Below are 19165 nucleotides of genomic sequence, written 5' to 3' on the forward strand. Positions count from 1 at the left end.
CCTATAGGTGCGCAACAGTTCACCGGCCACTGACAGAGTTACCAGTTGGACTGCAGAGCGGTGACACGAAATCCGGCCGCCACCACGGTGGGGAGGATTTCCAAGGAAAGGACGCGTAGTGCGCAAGGTTTTTCAGGAGGAGCTCACACAGGTGGGCGAGCAGCTCGTCGAGATTTCAAAGCTGGTCAGCGAGGCCATTGACAAGGCCACGACTGCCTTCGAAGGGGCGGACGTCGACCTCGCCCAGGACGTCATCGCCGCTGACGCAAGGATCGACTTCCTGCAGAACAGCCTGGACGAGCGTGCCATCGATATTCTTGCCCTTCAGGGGCCGGTGGCCAGCGACCTTCGGATGATCGTGGGTTCGCTTCGGATGAGTGCCTCGCTGGAGCGTATGGGCGACCTCGCCCGGCACATCGCCCAGCTGGCGCGGCTCCGCTTCCCCGCCATGGTGATTCCGCCGCAGCTCGCGGACACCTTCAAGAGCTTCGCCGAACAGGACCTCCTGATCGCGAACAAGCTCACCGAGCTCCTGGAAACGCGCGACCTGGAAGTCGCCCGTGACATCCTCAAAGCGAATGCCACGGTCAACGACCTCCACCTGAGCGTCTTCAAGGCAATTGCCCGCAGTGACTGGAACGAGTCGCCGGCCACCACCGTGGACGTCGCCCTGGCCAGCCGCTACTTCGAACGGTTCGCTGACCACGGCGTCTCGGTCGCCCAGAAGGTCACGTACCTGGTCACCGGCGCCTGGCACCCGAACAGCACCGAAACCAGCTAACTTCCCTGCCGGGTTTGTCCGGCTTACGACGGCGGGCCGGTCACGTAAGTGACCGGCCCGCCGTTTGTTAATGTGCAGCCTTATTTCTTGCCCTGGTTGGCCACCGCAAGGATTGCTTCCGCAGCGGCCTCGGGGTCGAGGTAAGTGCCGCCCGGCTTGACGGGCTTGAAGTCCTCGTCGAGGTCGTACACCAGCGGGATGCCGGTGGGGATGTTCAGGCCGGCGATTGCTTCGTCGCTGATGCCGTCAAGGTGCTTGACGAGGGCGCGCAGTGAGTTGCCGTGGGCGGTGACCAGTACGGTCTTGCCGGCCTTGAGGTCTTCCTTGATGTCCGATTCCCAGTAGGGCATCAGGCGGACAAGGACGTCCTTCAGGCACTCGGTGCGCGGGAGGGCGTCGCCCAGGTCCGCGTACCGGGGATCGTGCGCCTGGGAGAATTCGCTGTTGTCGTCCAGGGGCGGCGGCGGGGTGTCGTAGGAGCGGCGCCATTCCATGAACTGCTCTTCGCCGTACTCGGCGAGTGTCTGGGCCTTGTCCTTGCCCTGCAGGGCGCCGTAGTGGCGTTCGTTCAGGCGCCAGTCGCGCTTGACCGGGATCCAGCCGCGGTCGGCCTTGTCCAAGGCGATGTTGGCAGTGTTGATGGCCCGCTTCAGGAGCGAGGTGTAGAGGACATCCGGGAGGATATCGTTCTCCACGAGGAGCTCACCACCACGTGCTGCTTCCTCGCGGCCCTGGTCGTTGAGGTCAACATCCACCCAGCCGGTGAACAGGTTCTTGGCGTTCCATTCGCTGTGGCCGTGGCGCAGCAGAATCAGCTTGTAAGTCATGGTTTTCATCCTAGCCGAGCAGGCGGTGGCAGTGCCGAGCGTTACAGCGGGTGCTCTGAGGGCACGCTCTGGGCGGGCGATTTGAGCCGGCGGTGCCGGCAACCGGGGGCAGGACGGCGGGACGGACCGTTAAGCTTGTCCGGTGGTGCAGAAAGCTGAACGGGTAGACCCCTCCCGGGCCGGGAGCCGAACCAGGGGCGGAGCCAGCGGCGCGGTTCATAGCGGCAAACCGATCGGCAACATAACGCGCGGCACCACCAACCCCAACCGGATGCGGCGGCTGGACCGGTGGCTCACGGGACCGCAGGCCTGGCGGCTGCGCCGGGCAGCCGACCCGCTGGTCATCGACCTCGGTTACGGGGCATCCCCTGCCACTGCTGTTGAGCTGTTTGAGCGTTTGTCCGCAGTGCGCACGGATGTCCGGGTGGCCGGAATAGAAATCGAACCCGAGCGGGTCCGCGCCGCCAAGGCACTGGAAAGGGCCGGGCTGAGCTTCCATGTGGGCGGCTTCGAGATTCCCGTGCCGGGCCGGCCGGTGATTGTCCGGGCGTTCAACGTCCTGCGGCAGTATGAGGAGGCCGACGTTGCTGCCATCTGGAGCCTGGTCCAAGGCCGGCTGGGCCCCGACGGACTGTTCATCGACGGAACCTGCGACGAGATCGGGCGTCGTGTGACGTGGGTGGCGCTCGACGGCGGCGGACCGCTCAGCCTGAGCATTTCCATGCGTTTCGGCGGTTTCGCGCTGCCTTCGGAGATTGCCGAACGGCTGCCGAAGGCCCTCATCCACCGGAACGTTCCCGGCGAGAAGATCCACGATTTCCTGCAGGCCTTGGACAAGGCCTGGCTGGAGGCGGCGCCGCTGGCCGCGTTCGGGAACAGGCAACGGTGGACGGCCATGTGCCGGTCAATGCTCGACGGCGGCTGGCCCGTTCAGGACGGACCCTCCCGTTGGCGGCTGGGTGAGTTGACGGTGGGCTGGGACGCCGTGGCGCCCGCACCCTAGGGACGGCCTCCTCAGTAGGGCTGCCCGCTACCAGGGGCCGTAAGGCCCCATGTTGCGGCTGCCGCCGCGGCCGGCATCCTTCACTGCAGGGCGGACATCCGCGAGATACACGGAGGCTGCGGTGACTGCGGCGAGCCCGAACAGGCCGAGCGGGCCGAGCAGCCCGCCGCCACCGCCGCCGAAGACGGAGAGCGCGCCAATAGCCAGGGCGCCTCCGGTCAGCGCCAGCCAAAAGGTCTTGGTCCGCTTGGAAACGGCTTCGAAGGCGTTCGCCTTATGGCGAAGGCAGTCAAAGAACGCCCACACCTCGATGCCGAGGGCGACGAGCGCAAGGATGAAGTACACCCAGTACTCGACGAAGCTAATCATCAGTTTTCCGTCCACGACCCCAGCCTATCCGTCCAGAGCGTCCAGTGCCTGCTCCAAATCGGCCCAAAGGTCGTCGACGTTTTCAATCCCCACGCTCAGGCGGACCAGGTTGTCCGGCACACTGACCGGCTCGGCCGCGTGCCGCCGTCGTCGTTCGATCAGGGACTCGACACCGCCCAGCGAGGTTGCGGGCAGCCACAGCTGCAGTGCGCGGACCAGTTTGTCCGCCGCGTCGGCGCCGCTGAGCCCGCCGGCGGGGGCAATCTGCACGCACAGCACGGACCCGAAGCTCTTCATCTGTGACTTGGCACGTTCGTGGCCGGGGTCGGTGGGGAGTCCCGGGAACCGGATGCTCCCGATGCGCGGGTGCGTGCTCAGCCGCTCGGCGAGGACTGCAGCCGAGGCCTGGGAGCGCTCGATGCGCAGGGCGAGCGTACGCAGGCCGCGCAGGGCAAGCCAGGCTTCGAACGGGCCGGCGATGCCGCCATGGATGATGCGGTGGTGCAGCAGCGTTGCACGGATCGCGGCGTCCGACGTCACGAGGGCGCCCAGGACCACGTCGGAATGCCCGGCCAGGTACTTGGTGACCGAGTGCAGGACGACGTCGGACCCCAGGCTCAGCGGCTGCTGGACAAGGGGTGTGGAAAAGGTGTTGTCAGTAACGACGATGGCGCCTGCCTCGTGGGCGGCAGCGGTCAGGGCGCGGATGTCCGCGATCCCGAGCATCGGGTTGGTGGGGCTTTCCAGCCACAGCATGCTGGCGGCTTTTCCTTCAGCCGGGGCCAGCAGCGCCTTCACGGCGTCGGTGTCCGCGATATCCACGGTGCGGAGCTCGAACAGCCCCTTTTCCGCGAGTTCGGTAGCCATGACCAGGGAACCGGCGTAGCTGTGCGACGGCATCACCAGGACTCCCCCGGCCGGGATGAGGGACAGCGCCGAGCTCACGGCCGCCAGCCCGGAGGCATACAGCAGGCCGGGGAGGGCCGCTCCTTCAAGCTGGCCCAGTGCCTCTTCGAACGGATCCCAGGTGGGATTGGAGTAGCGGCCGTAGCCGCGGTCGCCGTCGGCGAGGGGCCCGGTCCCGAAGTACGTGGACGACAGGACGATGGGCTGGTTGACTGGCTCATCGCGTTTGCGGGGCGGGCGGCCGGCGGCCACAACCACCGTTTCAGCCGACAGCGCGGCGGCTTGCTGTTCGGAAAGACTCATGGTCAAAGAGTACGGGGGAGGCCTGCAGCGCATGAAAGCCGTGACGGCCGGGCACCTAAGCTGTCAGTGATTGTCGGTAGGCTGGTCTTGTGACTAACCAGAACCCCGGACTGTTCATCGCCTTCGAAGGCGGCGACGGCGCAGGCAAGTCCACGCAGGCAGCAGCACTGGCCGGGGCCCTCGAGTCGCGCGGTTATAAGGTGCTGCGCACCAGGGAACCGGGTGGCACCCCGATCGGTGAGAAACTGCGGTCCTTGGTGCTGGACCATGGCCACGGCCACATCGATGCCCGCACCGAAGCCCTGATCTTTGCCGCCTCGCGCGCAGCCCACGCGGACCAGGTCATCCTGCCCGCCCTGGAACGCGGCGACGTTGTGCTGACGGACCGCTACATCGATTCCTCGGTGGCCTACCAGGGGGCCGGGCGCGGGCTCGGAACCGGTGCCGTACGTGAGTTGAACGAATGGGCCACGTCAGGCCTCCTGCCCGACCTCACAGTGCTGCTTGACGTTGACCCCGCCGTGGGCCGGCTCCGCCGCACCGCAGGCGACGCCGCGGAAGACCGGATGGAATCCGAAGCCGATGAATTCCACGCCAAGATCCGCACCGCCTTCCTCGACCTCGCAGCCGACCGGCCGGACCACTACCTGGTGCTGGCCGCCCACCTGCCTGTGGATGAGCTGGCCCGCGTCATCCTGGTGCGCGTGGACGAGCTGATGCTGTCGCGGCACGGTGTTGCCCCATGACCGTCTGGGATGACCTGCAGGGCCAGCCTGCCGTCGTCGCCCAGCTCCGCCAGGCCGCCCAGGGCGAAGCCCTGACCCACGCCTGGCTGTTCACCGGCCCGCCGGGATCCGGCCGGTCCAACGCCGCGAAGGCGTTTGCCGCCGCCCTCAACTGTGACCAGGAAGACATCACCAGGCGCGGCTGCGGCGAATGTGCGGCCTGCCTGACCATCCTGGGGGAAACGCATTCGGACGTGGCGTTCGTCCGCACCGAAAAAGTCACCATCACCATTGATGAGGCACGGGACCTGGTGTCCACCGCCGGAAACCGTCCGTCATCCGGACGGTGGCGGATCATCGTGGTGGAAGATGCCGACCGCATGGCGGAACGGACCACCAACGTTCTGCTCAAAGCCATCGAGGAGCCCACTCCCCGCACCGTGTGGATGCTGTGTGCCCCGTCCCCGGCGGACGTCCTGGTCACCATCCGGTCCCGCTGCCGCGCGGTGGCGCTGCGGCTCCCGCCCGCTGCCGATGTGGCGGCACTGCTGGTGCGGCGCGACGGCGTGGACCCGGCCCTCGCCGAACGTGCGGCCCGCGCAGCGCAGAGCCACGTCGGCATCGCGCGCCGGCTCGCCCGGGATGCTGATGCCCGCGAACGCCGGCTGGAGACCGTGCGGTTCCCGCTGGGATTGCGGGGTGTCACGGCGGCGGTCCTGATGGCCGAAAAACTGGTGAAGATCGCCACGGAAGAAGCCAACAGCTCCAACGAAGTGCGTGATGCCGAGGAGAAGGCAGCGCTCCTGGCCACGCTCGGCGCCCCCGAAAGCGGTACGCTGCCGCCCGCCATGCGAGGCCAGGTCAAGCAGCTCGAGGATGACCAGAAGCGGCGCGCCAAACGCTCCATCACCGATTCCCTTGACCGGACGCTCACGGACCTGCTCTCGTTTTACCGGGATGTGCTGATCATCCAGATGGGGAACGCTGTGGAACTGGTGAACGTTGAACTCAGGAGCGAGCTGACGGAGTTTGCCGGCCGTTCCGGTGCAGAGGCCACGCTTGCCCGGATGGATGCGATCAACAAGGCCCGCCAAAGAATCACCACCACAAACGTCGCACCGCTGCTGGCCATCGAATCCATGGCCGCGAGCCTGATCTAGTGCCGTTCCGTCCAGCCCCGTCCCGGCGCCGCCCGTTCCCCGCCCGAGCCCACGCCAAATCCCTCAAGGAGCCCTGCATGAAGCCTGCCCGACGTCTGCCCCTATGGTCACGGTCCGGAGCGACCGCGGTCAAGGCAGCTGCTGGCTCCGTGGCCGTGCTGCTCGCGCTGACAGGCTGCACGCTGTTCGGCACGTCCAACGGCGGATCAAGCGGCGCAAGCACGGGCAAGGCTGATCCGTCGATCGCCGAGGCAGCCCCCGAGGAGCTCCGGGGCTTCTACTCGCAGGAGGTCTCCTGGACAGCCTGCGAGGACAAGCTCCAGTGCGCCAAGATCAAGGTGCCCCTGGACTACAGCAAGCCTGACGGCGACAGCATCGAGATCGCGGCGCTCAAGATGCCGGCAACAGGAAACAAGACCGGCAGCCTGCTGGTCAACCCCGGCGGTCCGGGCGGCTCGGGGTATGACTTCGTCAAGAACGCCGGCGCCACGAACATTTCCAGTGAAGTGCGTTCCAGCTATGACCTCGTGGGGTTCGACCCCCGCGGAGTGAAGCGCTCCTCCCCCGTGACGTGCCTCACGGACCAGGAACGGGACGAGTCCCGGGCCAAGAACTACGACCTCAGTTCCGACGCCGGCCTGGCCGCCGCCGTTGCGGACAACAAGGCAACGGCCGCAAAGTGCGCCGAAAAAACCGGTCCGCTGCTTGCACACGTGGACACCGTCAGCGCAGCCAAGGACCTGGACATCCTGCGCGCCGTGGTCAACGACACCAAACTGAACTACCTGGGCTATTCCTACGGCACGTTCCTGGGGTCCACGTACGCCTCGCTCTTCCCGGACAACGTGGGCCGCATGGTCCTCGACGGCGCGCTGGACCCTTCCCTCAGCAACGAGGAGCTCACCAGCGGCCAGGCCCGCGCGTTTGAGAAAGCCATCCGCGCCTACGTGGAGAAGTGCCTCGGGGACGACGGCTGCCCCCTGAGCGGAACCGTGGACAACGGTGTCCAGCAGATCCGCGAGGTGGTGGCGGCAGTGGACGCCAATCCGCAGCGCGCCCAGGACGGCAGGCTGGTCACCGGCTCGGCCTTCGTCAGCGGACTCATCCTGCCCCTGTACAACAACGACAACTGGCCCGTGCTGACCCAGGCGCTGGACGCGGCCCTCAAGGGCGACCCCTCACCGATGCTGCGGCTGGCCGATCTCGGCGCCGACCGGGATCCGAGCGGCAAATACACGTCCAACAGCGCCTTCGCCTTTACCGCCATCAACTGCCTGGACTACCCCATGGTCACCGACCCGGCCGCCATGCGGGCCGACGAGCAGAAGCTGCGGCAGGAATCCCCCACCCTGGGCTACTTCTTCGCCTACGGCGGCACCAACTGCCAGGACTGGCCCTACAAGAGCATCCGCACGCCCGCACCCGTGGAATACCCGGGCTCGGCCCCCATCGTGGTGGTGGGAACCACCGGCGACCCCGCGACCCCCGTAGAGTGGGCCGGCGCCCTGCGGAAGCAGCTGGGCAACGCCTCCCTGGTGACGTGGACGGGCGAGGGCCACACCGCCTACGGCCGCTCCAACACCTGCGTCAGCGACGCCGTCGACGGCTACTTGCTGACCGGAGAGGCGCCTGCGGACAACACGCAGTGCTAGGTCAGCAGCCCACGGCCTGACTTAACGGGCTAAGCGGACCGGGGTTCAAGCAGCACCGGCAGGTCGCGGATCGAATGCACGACGGCGGTGGCGCCGGCCGCGCGGAGCGCAGGCTCCCCGTGTGCCCCGGTGAGGACTCCGGCAACCGTGGTGGCACCGGCCCGCAGTCCCGATTGGATGTCTGCACAGCTGTCCCCCACCACGGCGACCTCGCGGACGTCGTCCAGGTCCAGGGCGAGGACAGCCGTCAGGATCATGTCCGGATACGGCCGGCCCCGCCCTGCGTCCGCAGGACACAGGCTGAGGTCCGCTAGCCCCATCCAGCCAAGGCTCTCCAGCACCATGTTCTGTGTGTGGCGTCCGAAGCCCGTGGCAAGGCAGACCATGATGCCGGCCTCACGCAGCCAGCCAATCGCGTCCTCGGCGCCGGGGACAGCCCGGATGATGCCGTCTGCTATCAGCTCATCGCAGCTGCGCTCGAAGAAGGTGTTCGCCGCCGCGGCTCGGTGCCGGTCCTCAAACAGCTGGCTGAAGACAGCGAGTTTTGACATCCCTGCGGTGTCCCTGGCGTACCGGAGCATGCGTTCGAACTGCTCCGACCCTTCCCTCACCCCCTGGTCTGCCAGGGTGCGGGTCATGGCACGCTCCATGAGGCCGCCGTCGAACACTGTTGTTCCCACCATGGCCAGCACGGCGAGCCGGACGTCATGGGCGGCGCCCGGCTCCACCCCCTGCAGTGCGGCTTCGGATTCCCTTGCGGATACGTCTGCTGTGTCCGGAGTCATGGCCAAGCCCCTTCGCTGACTTGCGGCCGTCGACCCGGCCGCGGTTGATCCTTCCACAGTGGGAGCCCGCCGGAACCCCTTGCTGAACCCGCTTCGACCGCAGGATGAACATCCAGACAACGTCCGCCCCGGCACTTCCGGGACACCTCCTGCCCGGCCGGACCGGCAATCTTGCGGATGCATGAATGGCTCATTTTGACCCGGGCAGGGGACTCTATTACAGTTGTCTCTTGCATGATCCGCCCGGTTCTTCCGGGTCCTGTCATGCGGTGCTTCCTTAGCTCAGTCGGTAGAGCGTTTCACTCGTAATGAAAAGGTCATCAGTTCGATTCTGATAGGAAGCTCGGGAAGAACCCCGTGTTGTCGCTGGTTCGGCGATGATGCGGGGTTTTTTACTGGTTTGATGCGGGTGCCCACGACGGGGTGTGAACCTTTGTCCACCGCTCGTTGCGGGTTGGTCGTCGTGGCGAGGCTCAGTGCGATACGTACGAGCCGCTTGGCCCCGCCGTTGATCATCTCCGCAGCTGTTATTGGCTGGATCTTCCAGGCGTTCGGCAGTCGATAGGAGCGTGCGGACTTCTGCAGCGCCTGGAGGACCATGGAACCTACTGCCCGTCACCGGACCACTTCCGGTTGTTATGGAAAGACACGCCTCCGATGAGCCCCGCCAGGGCCGCCGGTAAGGCGAACAAACCAAGGATCTGCGGCATCAGCGATGGTGGAGTTGTGACCATCGTGGCCAGGCCCACCAGGGCAACCGGCGCGGCAACGCAGATCGTGACCCAGAGCGGATACTGCCGGATCTGGGACCAGACGGCCGCCGCAATGGATGCGGCCGACCCGGCGAGCATGAACAGCCTGCCGACGCGCAATCGCTCCACAAACTCCGGTACAGGCTCGTAGACGGACAGCATCGTCCGCTCCAAAGATATGCCCGTCAGGACGATGGAGGCACCGGCTAACGCCGCCCAATGCAGCTCCCGCCGCCTCCACCACGGGCGGACGATGTAGCGTTCATCACTCGGTGAGTTCGTCACTCTGCGATCTTATCCACTGGTTACAGCAGGCACCGCCGCAGTCGTTGCAGCACACTCGAAGGCACGAAAGCGGCCGCGGACCATATGATGCTCGCATGGACGAGCAACAACTGGCGGACATCGCCGCCGCGCTCTACAGGCTGCCGCTGGAGGAGTTCGTGACCGCACGGACAACAGCCGCAAAGACTGCCGCGGCGGATAGCGGCCGCGCCCCGGCCGACGATGTCCGCGCCCTGCCCAAGCCCTCGGCAGCGGCCTGGGCCGTCAACATGCTCGCAGTGCACCGTCCTGGCCCGCTCAAGGAGCTTGCAGAGCTTGGAGCGTTGATGCGCAGCGCCCAGAATGACCTCGACGCCGGCGCCCTCCGTTCGCTCGCACAGGAACGGCGGCAGTTGCTGAACAAGGTCATGGACACAGCACGCACGGTGGCGGAAGAGCACGGCCGCAAGCTCAGCGGCGCGGTGGCCACCGAAGTGGAACAAACGTTGCGGGCCGCCACCGTGGACGAGGGTGCGGCCACCGCTGTGCGGAGCGGCAGGCTGCTCCGGGTACTTTCGGCGGACGGCGTGGACCGCGTGGACCTGCGCGACGCTGTGGCGGTCCCCTCCGTACTGACCCTTCCGACGGTCCCGGCGCCGGAGGTGGGGCAGGCGCCGGAGGCGAAACAGCCCGTACAGGCGCCCCGGAAGCCCACACGGCGCGGCGCTAAGGCCGGCGCCCCCGCGGACGGTGCGCCCGCCGCAACTTCCGCTGAGAAACCGCGCCTACAGGCCGTCCGGACGGAGCGGCCGGCCCCAACGCCGTCGGCTGTGGAGCGCGCAGCGGCGCGGCTGGCCGAAGCGGACGAAACGGCTGGCGCAGCAGCGGAGGAAGCCCGACTCCGCACGGAGGAATTCGAAGAGGCGGAAGCGGACATGACCCGGCTCGGGGAAGAAGCACGCAGCCTTCGCGAACGGCTCAAGGTTGTTGACGTCCAGTTCGATCAGGCCAGGAAACGGCGGGAGACGGCGGCAGCCCAGATGCAACTGGCTTCCCGTGCCGCGGAGAAAGGCCGGCGCGCGGAAGTGCTCGCCCGTGAAAGGGTGCTCCGGCTTCGCAACACGCCGGACTGAGTGGCCTTTACTGTCAGGGGTCGGTTGCACACTGGATTCATGGATACGAACCTCAGCAACACAAAGGCCTCCGCTCGGGCTAACCACGGCGGCGACGCCACTGGGCACCGGGAATTCCACGTCACCTACTTTGATGCCGACTGCGGCCTGATCCGGTCAGAGGTGTTCGACACCCTGGCCGAGGCGGAGCGTTTCGCCAGCCGCAATGTTTCCGACGAGCAGGGTTGGGCTGTCATCGACGCCGTGCCTGCCCAGCAGGGCCGCCTGGCAGCCTGAGAAAACGCGGGACGCCCCGCACTGCGTAAGTGCGGGGCGTCCCGTGATAGCCGGCCTCGGCGCTAAACCTCCGGTCCCTTGTGTCCGCCTAGGCGAAGTCGGAGACGGCCGGGTCCGGGCCGATGCGGCCGGCGCCCTGAGCAGTCCGGTCCAGCCCGTTGATCGTCTCGATGTCGGCGCTGTCCAGGGTCACGTCGAGGGCCGCGTGGTTTTCGCGGATCCGGGACTCCGTGACGGACTTCGGAATCACCACATTGCCGACGGCCAGGTGCCAGGCAATGACCACCTGTGCCGGCGTGGCACTGTGCTTGGCTGCGATCTCTACGATGGCAGGGTGCTCGAGGAGCTCGCCGCCCTGGCCCAGCGGTGACCACGCCTGGGTGAGGATGCCCTTGGACGCGTTGAATTCGCGCAGTTCAGCCTGGTTGAAGAACGGGTGCAGCTCCACCTGGTTGATAACCGGGACAACACCGGTTTCATCGATGATCCGCTGCAGTCCCTCAGTGGTGAAGTTGGAGACACCGATGGACTTGACCCTGCCGCGCTTCTGCAGCTCGATCAGAGCCTTCCAGGTGTCCACGTACTTGTCCTGCTCCGGCTGCTGCCAGTGGATCAGGTACAGGTCCAGGGTTTCGAGGCCCAGCCGGTCCATGGATGCATCGAAGGCGGCAAGGGTGGACTCGTAGCCCTGGTCCGCATTCCACAGCTTTGTGGTGATGAAAATGTCCTCCGGCGTGAGTCCGGAGCGTTCAATGGCGCGGCCCACCCCCGCTTCGTTGCCATAGATCTTGGCGGTGTCGATGTGGCGGAATCCGGCCTCGAAGGCCTGGACCACTACCTTTTCCGCCACGTCGTCCTCAACCTGCCACACCCCGTAACCGAGCTGGGGAATGGTGTTGCCGTCGTTGAAAGTCAGTTCAGGAGAAAGAGTCATTCGTTCATCGTGCCAAGGGCGGGCACCGCCCGGCCAGTGAAACCGGCCGGCTAAGCTAGGCGCTTAACCGGGAATAGCGGCCCGTTCACCCGGCTGGCGGGCCGGGGGCTCCCCGGCCCGCTACGAATCCTGCGGCTGTTCAGCAAGGCGGCGTTCGGCGTCGGCGATCTGTTCAAAAACCGATTCCGCACGGCGGCGCACCGAGGCAGCCCCAACCGGCACGGGCCCGACGGCGAGGCGCAGCATCGCCGCCGCCTCCGCCGTGGTGGCGAGGGAGTTGCCGGCCTTGGACAGCGACCGGTGGACGCCTGCCAGTGCTCCCGGGATGTCCAGACCGTCGCTGGGTGAACGCCGCTGCGCTTCGACACAAACCTCCCGGACCCGGACGGAGAGGGCGGAGAGCTCGTTGGCGATTTCCACCAGCTCGGCATACAGCTGGTCATCCTCCACACCCTCCAGGACCTGGTGGTACCGGTCAAGCCCGCGGTGGAAACGGTCATGGGCGCGCCGCCACAGACCCTTGCCGAGCTCGGCGTCGTCCTTCCGCCCCTGGCGGGCAGCTGCAAAAAATGCCACGGGGACCCTAAAGGTATTGGCCGGGACCATGGTCCGGATCATCCGTTGTGCCGGCCTTCTCGGCACCGGGGTGCGCGGCCCGGGCACGCTCCGGCGTACCGTCCTCGCCGATCACGACGCCGGGGGCGATCACCGTCCCGGGAGGCAGCTGGCGCAGCTGCCGCTGTGCCATGGCGTGTTCGCGGGCTGCATGCTGTGCGGCGATGGCGGTCTGAATGCCGTGGAACAGTCCTTCCAGCCAGCCGACCAGCTGGGCCTGGGCAATGCGGAGTTCCGCGTCGGACGGTGTGGCCTGTTCGGGAAACGGCAGGCTGATCCGTTCCAGCTCTTCAACGAGTTCCGGAGCCAGCCCGTCTTCCAGTTCCTTGATGGAGCGTTCGTGGATTGCCGCCAGCCGCCCGCGCGCGGCGTCGTCCAGCGGTGCCGACTTCACTTCATCCAGCAGCTGCTTGATCATGGTGCCGATCCGCATCACTTTGGCGGGCTCGTCCACCAGGTCCTGGAGGTTACTGCCCTTGGGCCGGGGCCCGGCTTCAGGGTTCGACGCGGGGGCGGAAAGAGCCGCGTCGTCGAGAGTGGTGCCCTCTACAGGGGCGTCAACCGCAGGCTGAGTGTCGTTCGGATCGCTCATGGCTTCATACTCTCACGAGCAACGAGCACAGGTGCCAGTCAATGAACGCAGTTGACCCGGACGGGACTGGCGGTGCCCGGGAAAGGCCGAGGGCGCCGTCGGCCCCTTAAGGATCCGGCGGCGCCCTCGGGCTGCGGAGTTGACCTCAGCAGGACCGGCAGCTCAGCAGCAAAGGCCGGTCAGCAGCAGCGGCCCTGGGGATTGCTGTCCTGGCGGTCCGTGTGGTCCCGCCAGAACTCGCGCTCGCTCATGGGCGCACCCTTATGCCCTGAAGCCGTGTGATGCTCCAGGTACTTCCTATAGGCGTCCGCACCCATCACACTGCCGAAGTACCGGGCGAAGCCGCGGAACCCCTCGAGTATGGCGTTCATGATCGGGTCCGCATCAGTGGTGCCCGGGCCTTTCGAGCCGCAGCTCGGCGGGAAGTTTGTTCCACTCGGCCATGAGTTCCCGCTCTGCCGCCGTGGGAATCAATCCCGCCGGAGCGTAGCCCCGGGACGGCACGGCCGGGTCCTCGTGGTCATCATGACCAACGCCGGCGGCCTCGTTGCGGAAGGCCTTCACCGTGGCGACCACGCCCGTGATGATGACGATGATGCTCAGCACTACGAAGATCACCGACAGCCAGCCCTGGATCATGGTGTTGCGGACCACGGCCTCCATGGCAGCGACGGTCTTGGCGGTTCCGAATTCGGTCTTGCCATCCGCCAGGGCCTTGGAGAAGACCGCATTGTTGGCGAAGTAGCCCACGGCCGGGACGGGCGAGAAGATCTTCTGGAAACTCGCGGTGATGGTCACAACGGCCGCGAACGCCAGCGGCAGGGCCACAATCCAGAGGTACTTGAATGAGGCCCGCTTGGCTGCGATGGCCATGCAGACGGACAGGGCGATGGCGGCGAGCAGCTGGTTGGCGATGCCGAACAGCGGGAACAGCGTATTGATGCCGCCCAGGGGGTCCGTGACACCCATCAGCAGCACCGCACCCCAGGCCCCGACCATGACCGCCGTGCACAGCCAGGCCCCCGGCCGCCAGGAGTGTTCCTTGAACTTGGGGATGAAGTTGCCGATGGAGTCCTGCAGCATAAAGCGGGCCACACGGGTCCCGGCATCCACTGCAGTCAGGATGAACAGCGCCTCGAACATGATGGCGAAGTGGTACCAGAAGGCCATCATGGCCGTGCCGCCGATGAACTGCTGCATGATGTGGGCGAGCCCCACTGCCAGGGTGGGGGCACCGCCGGTGCGGGAGACAATGCTTTCCTCGCCGACGTTGGCGGCCGTCTCGGAGAGCAGATCGGGCGTGATGTTGACGCCGGCAAGCCCCAGGCTGTTGACCCAGGTGGCGGCGGTTTCCACCGTGCCTCCGGTCAGGGCGGCCGGGGAGTTCATGGCGAAGTACAGCCCGCGGTCGATGGAGATGGCTGCCACGAGGGCCATGATGGCCACGAACGATTCCATCAGCATGCCGCCGTAGCCGATCAGGCGCGTCTGGCGTTCCTTTTCGATCAGCTTCGGCGTGGTGCCCGAGGAGATCAGTGCATGGAACCCGGATAGTGCGCCGCAGGCAATGGTGACGAAGAGGAACGGGAAGAGGGCCCCTGGGAACACAGGTCCGTTCTCGCGGCTGGCAAATTCGCTGAAGGCGGGAACCGTGATTTCAGGCCGCACCACGATGATGGCCAGGGCCAGCATGACGATGACGCCGATCTTCATGAACGTGGAAAGGTAGTCCCGGGGTGCCAGGAGCAGCCACACGGGCAGGATCGCGGCGATGAAGCCGTACACGATGAGGCCCCAGGCGATGGTGACCTTGTCCAGCTGGAAGAACGCCGCACCCCACTCGGTGCCGGCCACGGCGCCGCCGCCGATGATCGCGGCCATCAGCAGGACGAAACCGATCAGGGAGACCTCCAGGACCTTGCCGGGCCGGAGGAAGCGGAGATACACGCCCATGAACAGCGCGATGGGGATGGTCATACCTACGGAGAAGACGCCCCAGGGGCTTTCGGCCAGGGCGTTCACGACGACGAGGGCGAGGATGGCCACGATGATCACCATGATGAGCAGAGTGGCGACCAGGGCGGCGGTGCCGCCGATGACGCCGAGTTCCTCGCGGGCCATCTGGCCCAGCGAGCGGCCGCCGCGCCGCATCGAGAAGAACAGGACGAGGTAGTCCTGCACCGCTCCGGCCAGCACGACGCCGATGATGATCCAGATAGTGCCGGGCAGGTAGCCCATCTGGGCCGCAATGACCGGGCCCACCAGCGGTCCGGCCCCGGCGATTGCCGCGAAGTGGTGGCCGAACAGGACGTTGCGGTCGGTGCGGACGTAGTCCTTGCCGTCCGCCTTGTACTCAGCGGGAGTGGCACGGCGGTCGTTCGGCCTGGTGATGTAGCGTTCGATCACCTTGGAGTAGAAGCGGTAGCCGATCAGGTACGTACAGACGGAGGCAAACACGAACCAGATCGCGTTGACTGTTTCCCCCCTGACAATGGCCAGCATGAACCAGGCGACACCGCCAAGAAGCGCGATGGCGGCCCAGATCGCGATTTTCGTCGGTGTCCACTTGCGCTCTTCGGCCTCCAGTGCCACCTCGTCCACCGACGTTGGCGGAAGTTTTGGATCCGGTACCAGCACGTCGTCGTCCAGTGCTGTCCGTGCCTTGCCATCTGGCATTTTGCCCATGTCTCCTCCTCGAGAACCCCAGCTTAAGAGTGATCTGCCCCATGGCACCATAGCAGGGCGCCTGGGACCGGGATATTGGTTTTGGGAGGGGGGCTATGCGTCCCTCGCCGAGCGGTCGGAGGGCAGCGTTAAGCGGCAGGAATTTGGCGCCGTCCGTCTTCGCCGTGGTTGGCGGGGCTAGGGGGCAGGGCTGTTCAGTTGGGCCATCCGTGCTTCGCAGAGGTCCAGCCACCGGACCTCGGCTTCGGTCTGGAAGATCAGCGAATCAAGCACCAGCAGCCATGCGGTGTCCGCCCTGCGCTGGTTGGCAGAAGTGTCGCGACGGGACTTGGTGTAGTCCTGCAGGGCCTTCACTGACGCGACTCGCTGCGCCTGGATGACGGCAGCGACATCCACACCGGGGATCGTCACGGCGAGGGCGAGCTTGATGGCAAGTTCGTTCCGGGGAGGGTTGCCGCGGCCTACCGGAGCCTGGAACCATCCAACGACTTCGCTCCGGCCCGCGTCCGTGATGCTGTAGATGACGTGGCCTTCGCCGTCGCCGCCATCGTTCCTGACCAGTCCGTCCCGCTCCAAGCGGTCCAGGGTGGTGTAAACCTGCCCAATGTTCAGGGGCCAGGCGGAGCCGGTGCGGTCCTCGAACTCGACCCTCAACTGGTACCCGTAACGGGATTTGTCCTGGAGCAGGGCGAGGAGACTATGACGAATGGACATGCTGCCCCCTGATGTCGCAAAGACGACGGCATACACGCGCCCCCAAGACGCGTGCATACCGCGTATGGAATTACAGTAGCGTGATTTAGCGCCGGGGGCAATACTGGGTATTCATTCGCGGCGGGGTCCCGCTACAACCGGTCCCGCTACATGACCAGGAGGACCTTCCCCACGTGGTCGCCGGAGTCGAAGTACTCGTGGGCTGCGCTCACCTGGTCCAAAGGGAAGGACTTGGCCACCAGGGGCCGGATGCGCCCGTCGGTCAGGAGCGGCCACACGGATTCCCGCACCGCGCTCATGATCACGCCCTTCTCGGCCACCGGACGCGGGCGCAGTGCGGTGCCGATGATCGCGGCCCGCTTGCTGAGGAGCTTCCCGAGGTCCAGTTCCGCCTTGGTGCCGCCCTGGAGCCCGATCACGATGAGCCGGCCGTAGTCCGCCAGCGCGTCAACGTTCTGCTGGAGGTACTTGGCACCCACGACATCAAGGATGACGTCGGCGCCCCGGCCGCCGTTTTGTGCCCGGAGGGATTCGGGAAAATCCTCCTCGGTGTAGTTGATCGCGATGTCTGCGCCCAGGAAGGCCTTGGCGGTACCCACCTTCTCGGCGGTGCCGGCGGTGGTGGCAACTTTGGCGCCGAAGGCCTTGGCAAGCTGGATGGCCATGGTGCCGATGCCCCCTGTGGCACCGTGGATCAGCACGGTCTCGCCCGGGTGGAGCTGCGCCGTCATAATCAGGTTCGAGTAGACGGTGGCCGCCACTTCGGGGAGGGATGCTGCGGTGACCAGATCCACGCCGTCGGGAATCCTCAGCACCTGCTCGGCGGGGACCGCCACCTGCTGCGCGTAGCCGCCGCCCGCAAGCAGCGCCACAACCTTCTCCCCCACGGAAAACGGCTTGGACACGTCCGGGCCGAAGCCGGCGATCCGGCCGGAAACTTCCAGGCCAAGGATCTCTGAGGCGCCGGGCGGCGGCGGGTAGAAGCCCCTGCGCTGCTGGACGTCGGCACGGTTGAGTCCCGCGGCGACGACGTCGATCAGCACCTCGCCCGGGCCCGGAACCGGAGCCGGAACCTCGCGCACTTCGAGCACCTCGGGCCCGCCGGCCTTGCTCACGTAGACGGCCTTCATGGAGAACTCCCGATTCCTAGCTGCTTCTTGCCACAAAAAATAGTGTGCAGCGGCCGCGCCGGCCCGCAAACACTCCGGACGGTTTTTGTCGCAGCCAACTGCCTATGAAACACTACTCGGTAAGGAAGGTTGTCCGAGCGGCCGAAGGAGCTGGTCTTGAAAACCAGTGTGCGGTAACCCCGTACCAAGAGTTCGAATCTCTTACCTTCCGCGAACGATGCCCCGGGGCCCTGAACCATCAGGCCTTGGGGCATTTTCCGTTAAGGGAAAGTTTGGACCGGGACCATTGAAAGTGTCGGTGCTCCGGAATAGTGTCTGGTTTGTCTTCACCGACCATCCCTTCACCGCGGCCCTGTTGCCGCGGATACCGACAGGAGCCACCATGCCCAGCCCTGACATCACTCCCGGCGCACCCAGCTGGATCGACCTCATGACTTCGGACGCCGCCAACGCCAAGCAGTTCTACGGAGAACTGTTCGGGTGGGACTTCCAGACGGGCGACGAGGAGAAATACGGCGGCTACATCACGGCCTGGAAAAACGGCAAGTCCGTGGCCGGACTCATGCAGAAGGATGACACCATGGCCGGAATGCCGGACGTGTGGACGACCTACCTGCGCTCGGACGACGCCGCCGCCACTGCAGCCGCCGTCACCGAGCACGGCGGCCAGGTCTTCATGCCGCCCATGGACGTCCCGGAACAGGGCGTGATGGCCATGTTCGGAGATGCCACCGGAGCAGCCATCGGAATCTGGCAGCCGCGCGAAATGACGGGTTACCAGCTCGTGGCCGAGCCCGGCGCAGCAGCCTGGCACGAACTCCACACCAAGGACTACGCCACCGCCGTGAAGTTCTACCAGGACGTCTTTGGCTGGGAAACGGACGTCATGAGCGACACTCCCGAGTTCCGCTACACCACGTTGGGCGCAGGGGATGCAGCGAAGGCCGGCATCATGGACGCTTCGGGCTACCTGCCGGCCGAGGTTCCGTCCAACTGGCAGGTCTATTTCGCCGTCGAGGACGCGGATGCCTCCATTGAGAAGGCAGTCAGCCTCGGCGGAAAGGTGATCGACGGACCGGACGACACTCCGTTCGGCCGGCTGGCCACCCTTGCCGACCCCACCGGCGCAATGTTCAAGATCGTGGCAGATACCGGGCAGGGAGCCGCCGATCAGGCCGGAACAGGAGACGCCACCGGGGCCTAAAGCGTCCGGGCGTTCCATCTAAGTCAATTGATTTAAGAAATACCGGCCAGCGGCTCCCATTCGAGCTACTGGCCGGTATTCTTTTGGCATGTCCGGCACATGGGGTGGGCCGGAATGCACACCAAACAAAACACCGTTGCCGGGACCGGGCCGATGCCGCCCCGGGGCCGGCGGTGAACGTTTCGCTGGGGGACGTCTCGCAGAATGCACGCTAAATCAATCGCACGTTCATTCAACCCTGTTTTGCTGTGCCGGAAACTACTTGACCAGGAGTAAAGTCCGGGCCCTTTGTCCGTTGCCACAAGCCGGACACATTCCACTGAGCCCCTTACCCGGGGCACCCTAATGAGAGTTA

The 19165-nt window shown here is 66.0% G+C and carries 20 protein-coding genes and 2 tRNA genes; 10 read left to right on the forward strand and 12 right to left on the reverse strand.

Annotated elements, in window-relative coordinates; genetic code table 11:
• The first annotated feature begins 118 nt into the window (after positions 1-118).
• A complete protein-coding gene (phoU, locus tag CXQ91_RS10845; protein WP_104173937.1) occupies positions 119-781 on the forward strand; it encodes a phosphate signaling complex protein PhoU in 663 nt (220 codons plus the stop codon).
• A gap of 80 nt (positions 782-861) precedes the next feature.
• On the opposite strand, the gene CXQ91_RS10850 is transcribed toward phoU, so the two are convergent.
• A complete protein-coding gene (locus tag CXQ91_RS10850; RefSeq protein WP_104173938.1) occupies positions 862-1608 on the reverse strand; it encodes a phosphoglyceromutase in 747 nt (248 codons plus the stop codon).
• A 142-nt stretch (positions 1609-1750) separates the two neighbouring features.
• Between CXQ91_RS10850 and CXQ91_RS10855 the strand changes: the two genes are divergently transcribed.
• Positions 1751-2611, forward strand: a complete 861-nt coding sequence (locus CXQ91_RS10855; RefSeq protein WP_374953650.1) for a class I SAM-dependent methyltransferase — start codon at positions 1751-1753, stop codon at positions 2609-2611.
• Positions 2612-2638: 27 nt separating this feature from the next.
• Here CXQ91_RS10855 and CXQ91_RS10860 read toward each other — a convergent pair whose 3' ends face one another.
• The gene (locus CXQ91_RS10860) at positions 2639-2995 is read right to left on the reverse strand and encodes a DUF2516 family protein (protein WP_104173939.1); all 357 of its coding nucleotides are present in this window, start codon (positions 2993-2995) and stop codon (positions 2639-2641) included.
• A 9-nt stretch (positions 2996-3004) separates the two neighbouring features.
• Complete coding sequence (locus CXQ91_RS10865; RefSeq protein WP_104173940.1) at positions 3005-4189, reverse strand: PLP-dependent aspartate aminotransferase family protein; 1185 nt, start codon at positions 4187-4189, stop codon at positions 3005-3007.
• 89 nt (positions 4190-4278) lie between these two features.
• Between CXQ91_RS10865 and tmk the strand changes: the two genes are divergently transcribed.
• The 3 genes from tmk (at position 4279) to CXQ91_RS10880 (ending at position 7726) form a co-directional block, all read left to right on the forward strand.
• Positions 4279-4935: a dTMP kinase gene (tmk, locus tag CXQ91_RS10870; RefSeq protein WP_104173941.1), complete on the forward strand. Its 657-nt coding sequence runs from the start codon at positions 4279-4281 to the stop codon at positions 4933-4935.
• A complete protein-coding gene (locus CXQ91_RS10875; RefSeq protein ID WP_104173942.1) occupies positions 4932-6074 on the forward strand; it encodes a DNA polymerase III subunit delta' in 1143 nt (380 codons plus the stop codon). Before tmk ends, CXQ91_RS10875 begins: the two co-directional genes overlap by 4 nt.
• 77 nt (positions 6075-6151) lie before the next feature.
• Positions 6152-7726, forward strand: a complete 1575-nt coding sequence (locus tag CXQ91_RS10880; RefSeq protein WP_104173943.1) for an alpha/beta hydrolase — start codon at positions 6152-6154, stop codon at positions 7724-7726.
• Positions 7727-7755: 29 nt separating this feature from the next.
• Here CXQ91_RS10880 and CXQ91_RS10885 read toward each other — a convergent pair whose 3' ends face one another.
• Entirely contained in the window at positions 7756-8511 is a 756-nt protein-coding gene (locus CXQ91_RS10885; RefSeq protein WP_104173944.1) for an HAD family hydrolase, read from the reverse strand.
• Positions 8512-8782: 271 nt separating this feature from the next.
• Between CXQ91_RS10885 and CXQ91_RS10890 the strand changes: the two genes are divergently transcribed.
• Positions 8783-8855: transfer RNA gene (locus tag CXQ91_RS10890), tRNA-Thr, on the forward strand.
• Positions 8856-9116: 261 nt separating this feature from the next.
• Here the strand turns inward: CXQ91_RS10890 and CXQ91_RS10895 are convergent.
• Positions 9117-9548 (reverse strand): hypothetical protein, encoded by a 432-nt coding sequence (locus CXQ91_RS10895; protein ID WP_146072324.1) that lies wholly within the window; start codon positions 9546-9548, stop codon positions 9117-9119.
• Between the two features lie 95 nt (positions 9549-9643).
• Here CXQ91_RS10895 and CXQ91_RS10900 point away from each other — a divergent pair, with 95 nt between their 5' ends.
• Positions 9644-10660: a hypothetical protein gene (locus CXQ91_RS10900; protein WP_104173946.1), complete on the forward strand. Its 1017-nt coding sequence runs from the start codon at positions 9644-9646 to the stop codon at positions 10658-10660.
• A 39-nt stretch (positions 10661-10699) separates the two neighbouring features.
• On the forward strand, positions 10700-10936 hold the full coding sequence (locus CXQ91_RS10905; protein WP_104173947.1) for a hypothetical protein: 237 nt from the start codon (positions 10700-10702) through the stop codon (positions 10934-10936).
• An 88-nt stretch (positions 10937-11024) separates the two neighbouring features.
• On the opposite strand, the gene CXQ91_RS10910 is transcribed toward CXQ91_RS10905, so the two are convergent.
• From CXQ91_RS10910 to CXQ91_RS10940, 7 genes are all read right to left on the reverse strand, one after another.
• On the reverse strand, positions 11025-11870 hold the full coding sequence (locus CXQ91_RS10910) for an aldo/keto reductase (protein ID WP_104173948.1): 846 nt from the start codon (positions 11868-11870) through the stop codon (positions 11025-11027).
• A gap of 120 nt (positions 11871-11990) precedes the next feature.
• Positions 11991-12446, reverse strand: coding sequence for a hypothetical protein (locus CXQ91_RS10915; RefSeq protein WP_104174124.1), 456 nt, complete (start codon positions 12444-12446; stop codon positions 11991-11993).
• A gap of 7 nt (positions 12447-12453) precedes the next feature.
• Entirely contained in the window at positions 12454-13077 is a 624-nt protein-coding gene (locus CXQ91_RS10920) for a bacterial proteasome activator family protein (RefSeq protein ID WP_104173949.1), read from the reverse strand.
• Between the two features lie 179 nt (positions 13078-13256).
• Positions 13257-13448: a YbdD/YjiX family protein gene (locus CXQ91_RS10925; protein ID WP_104173950.1), complete on the reverse strand. Its 192-nt coding sequence runs from the start codon at positions 13446-13448 to the stop codon at positions 13257-13259.
• Between the two features lie 13 nt (positions 13449-13461).
• Positions 13462-15762: a carbon starvation CstA family protein gene (locus CXQ91_RS10930; RefSeq protein WP_104173951.1), complete on the reverse strand. Its 2301-nt coding sequence runs from the start codon at positions 15760-15762 to the stop codon at positions 13462-13464.
• A 177-nt stretch (positions 15763-15939) separates the two neighbouring features.
• On the reverse strand, positions 15940-16476 hold the full coding sequence (locus CXQ91_RS10935) for a PadR family transcriptional regulator (RefSeq protein WP_104173952.1): 537 nt from the start codon (positions 16474-16476) through the stop codon (positions 15940-15942).
• 146 nt (positions 16477-16622) lie between these two features.
• On the reverse strand, positions 16623-17606 hold the full coding sequence (locus CXQ91_RS10940) for an NAD(P)H-quinone oxidoreductase (RefSeq protein WP_104173953.1): 984 nt from the start codon (positions 17604-17606) through the stop codon (positions 16623-16625).
• A 123-nt stretch (positions 17607-17729) separates the two neighbouring features.
• Here CXQ91_RS10940 and CXQ91_RS10945 point away from each other — a divergent pair.
• Both CXQ91_RS10945 and CXQ91_RS10950 read left to right on the forward strand, forming a co-directional pair.
• Positions 17730-17817: transfer RNA gene (locus CXQ91_RS10945), tRNA-Ser, on the forward strand.
• A gap of 171 nt (positions 17818-17988) precedes the next feature.
• Positions 17989-18810: a VOC family protein gene (locus CXQ91_RS10950; protein ID WP_104173954.1), complete on the forward strand. Its 822-nt coding sequence runs from the start codon at positions 17989-17991 to the stop codon at positions 18808-18810.
• Positions 18811-19165: the final 355 nt, after the last annotated feature.

The organism is Arthrobacter sp. Y81 (assembly GCF_002929335.1).
In the GTDB taxonomy this organism is placed as follows: domain Bacteria; phylum Actinomycetota; class Actinomycetes; order Actinomycetales; family Micrococcaceae; genus Arthrobacter.

Bases quoted from the DNA above. Each gene is read 5' to 3' on its own strand.
- CXQ91_RS10950 (WP_104173954.1), top strand. From the start codon at position 17,989: ATGCCCAGCCCTGACATCACTCCCGGCGCACCCAGCTGGATCGACCTC.
- CXQ91_RS10920 (WP_104173949.1), bottom strand. From the start codon at position 13,077: ATGAGCGATCCGAACGACACTCAGCCTGCGGTTGACGCCCCTGTAGAG.
- CXQ91_RS10910 (WP_104173948.1), bottom strand. From the start codon at position 11,870: ATGACTCTTTCTCCTGAACTGACTTTCAACGACGGCAACACCATTCCC.
- CXQ91_RS10900 (WP_104173946.1), top strand. From the start codon at position 9,644: ATGGACGAGCAACAACTGGCGGACATCGCCGCCGCGCTCTACAGGCTG.
- CXQ91_RS10905 (WP_104173947.1), top strand. From the start codon at position 10,700: ATGGATACGAACCTCAGCAACACAAAGGCCTCCGCTCGGGCTAACCAC.
- CXQ91_RS10885 (WP_104173944.1), bottom strand. From the start codon at position 8,511: ATGACTCCGGACACAGCAGACGTATCCGCAAGGGAATCCGAAGCCGCA.
- CXQ91_RS10930 (WP_104173951.1), bottom strand. From the start codon at position 15,762: ATGGGCAAAATGCCAGATGGCAAGGCACGGACAGCACTGGACGACGAC.
- CXQ91_RS10875 (WP_104173942.1), top strand. From the start codon at position 4,932: ATGACCGTCTGGGATGACCTGCAGGGCCAGCCTGCCGTCGTCGCCCAG.
- CXQ91_RS10850 (WP_104173938.1), bottom strand. From the start codon at position 1,608: ATGACTTACAAGCTGATTCTGCTGCGCCACGGCCACAGCGAATGGAAC.
- CXQ91_RS10940 (WP_104173953.1), bottom strand. From the start codon at position 17,606: ATGAAGGCCGTCTACGTGAGCAAGGCCGGCGGGCCCGAGGTGCTCGAA.
- CXQ91_RS10880 (WP_104173943.1), top strand. From the start codon at position 6,152: ATGAAGCCTGCCCGACGTCTGCCCCTATGGTCACGGTCCGGAGCGACC.
- CXQ91_RS10865 (WP_104173940.1), bottom strand. From the start codon at position 4,189: ATGAGTCTTTCCGAACAGCAAGCCGCCGCGCTGTCGGCTGAAACGGTG.
- CXQ91_RS10925 (WP_104173950.1), bottom strand. From the start codon at position 13,448: ATGAACGCCATACTCGAGGGGTTCCGCGGCTTCGCCCGGTACTTCGGC.
- CXQ91_RS10935 (WP_104173952.1), bottom strand. From the start codon at position 16,476: ATGTCCATTCGTCATAGTCTCCTCGCCCTGCTCCAGGACAAATCCCGT.